Raw genomic sequence first — 1369 nt, forward strand, 5'->3', positions numbered from 1 at the left:
TTTTTAATTCAAAAATACTGTTTTTAGAAAAAGTGCCGGACCTTGTAAGTGAAACCAGAAACCAAAACTTTTTCTTTTCAAAAATAATAACCCACTGAAAACCAGTGGGTTACATATTACATATCATTCAGTTCCATCTGCATAAACTTTTTCGTATTCGGTCCATATATCCCATCATCTGCAAGGGCTGCATACATCGATTGGAATCTTCGAACAGCATCCTCTGTTAAAGGACCATAGCTACCATCAATCATTTTTGGATCAAAGTTAATATGCTTTAATGCACGCTGGATCATGCGAACCTCTTCACCCTTATCGCCGCGTCCCCAAACTCCATCTGGGAGTGGAAACTCATCTTGGGTAGAATTGCCCTGCTTGATCACTTCCTCAAGCTTCCTCAAAGTGGCTGGTCCTACTAGTCCATCCACAGCTAACCCATATCGTTTTTGGAATCGCATCACTGCACTCTCGGTTTCAGGACCGAAGCTGCCATCCGCACCATAACGAGGCAATGGGAAACCTGCTCTAATTAAGTCTTGTTGTATTTCCTTAACGAATGGACCGGTATTACCTCTACGAATTGGAAGTCGAGTTGAGACTCCGGCAACAACTGGCTGTGGATTGCTAGTAGGCATCCCTTTAAAATCGCGATTATACGATTCTTGTACATCACTAATAAATTCTTCCCAAGATACACCATGTGGACGCAATGCATTTTGTGGGTCTGATCTCCGCGAAGGGTCTAAAGTGCTATGTGCCACGATATGTCTTTTCGGATCTAAATTGTATTTGTCACATAAATACGCATGGTACCAGACATATCGATTATATGCCTCTTGGAAATTAATTTTCCCACCATGACATAACTCTACACCTATTGCTGCATCATTTGCATCAGCGCCAAACCTAGCATTGTCCGTCGTTACATTGTAACGAACATGCCATGCTTTTTCGGTAAGTGGGATTATTTCTAACACATATTTATCATCAATGAACGTATGGGCAGAAGCGCTTGGCTGTGAACGGTCAAAATAATTTCGATTTCCATAGGCAGTTGAACCAGGATTCCCGGTATCATGACTTACGATAAAACGTACCTTTGAAATCTTTTGACCTGAACGTGAATTTCCAAAACGAATATAATCTCTTGTAATTGGATACTCCATTTCATTCACCTCCATGAATTATGAGTATTACAATCCATTTATCCTATGCGAAAAAAAATCGTAGCGTGCCATTAATTTGCTAGTATTATGGAATGGTCAGGCTGATGGAAGTATGGGTAGGGAAGTAGGGGGGGCTTAATTCAGACAGAAGGAAGAAGGGGCGGTCTGAGAGTCCGAATTGCGATGTGATTGTGACAGAGTGA

1 protein-coding gene and 1 pseudogene are annotated in these 1369 nt (G+C 41.4%); both read right to left on the reverse strand.

Features of this window, described 5'->3' with window-relative positions; translation table 11 throughout:
• Positions 1-116: 116 nt before the first annotated feature.
• Positions 117-635 (reverse strand): peptidoglycan-binding domain-containing protein, encoded by a 519-nt coding sequence (locus tag V7097_RS23425; protein ID WP_335706073.1) that lies wholly within the window; start codon positions 633-635, stop codon positions 117-119.
• Between the two features lie 18 nt (positions 636-653).
• Positions 654-1166: pseudogene (locus V7097_RS23430) on the reverse strand (peptidoglycan recognition protein family protein); the annotation flags it as partial.
• Between the last annotated feature and the right edge of the window lie 203 nt (positions 1167-1369).

The sequence above is a fragment of the Bacillus sp. JJ1562 genome (genome assembly GCF_036962705.1).
Lineage (GTDB): Bacteria > Bacillota > Bacilli > Bacillales > Bacillaceae_L > Ferdinandcohnia.

Excerpts from the sequence above, each read along its gene's own strand:
- V7097_RS23425 (WP_335706073.1), bottom strand. The coding sequence starts at position 635 with ATGCCTACTAGCAATCCACAGCCAGTTGTTGCCGGAGTCTCAACTCGA.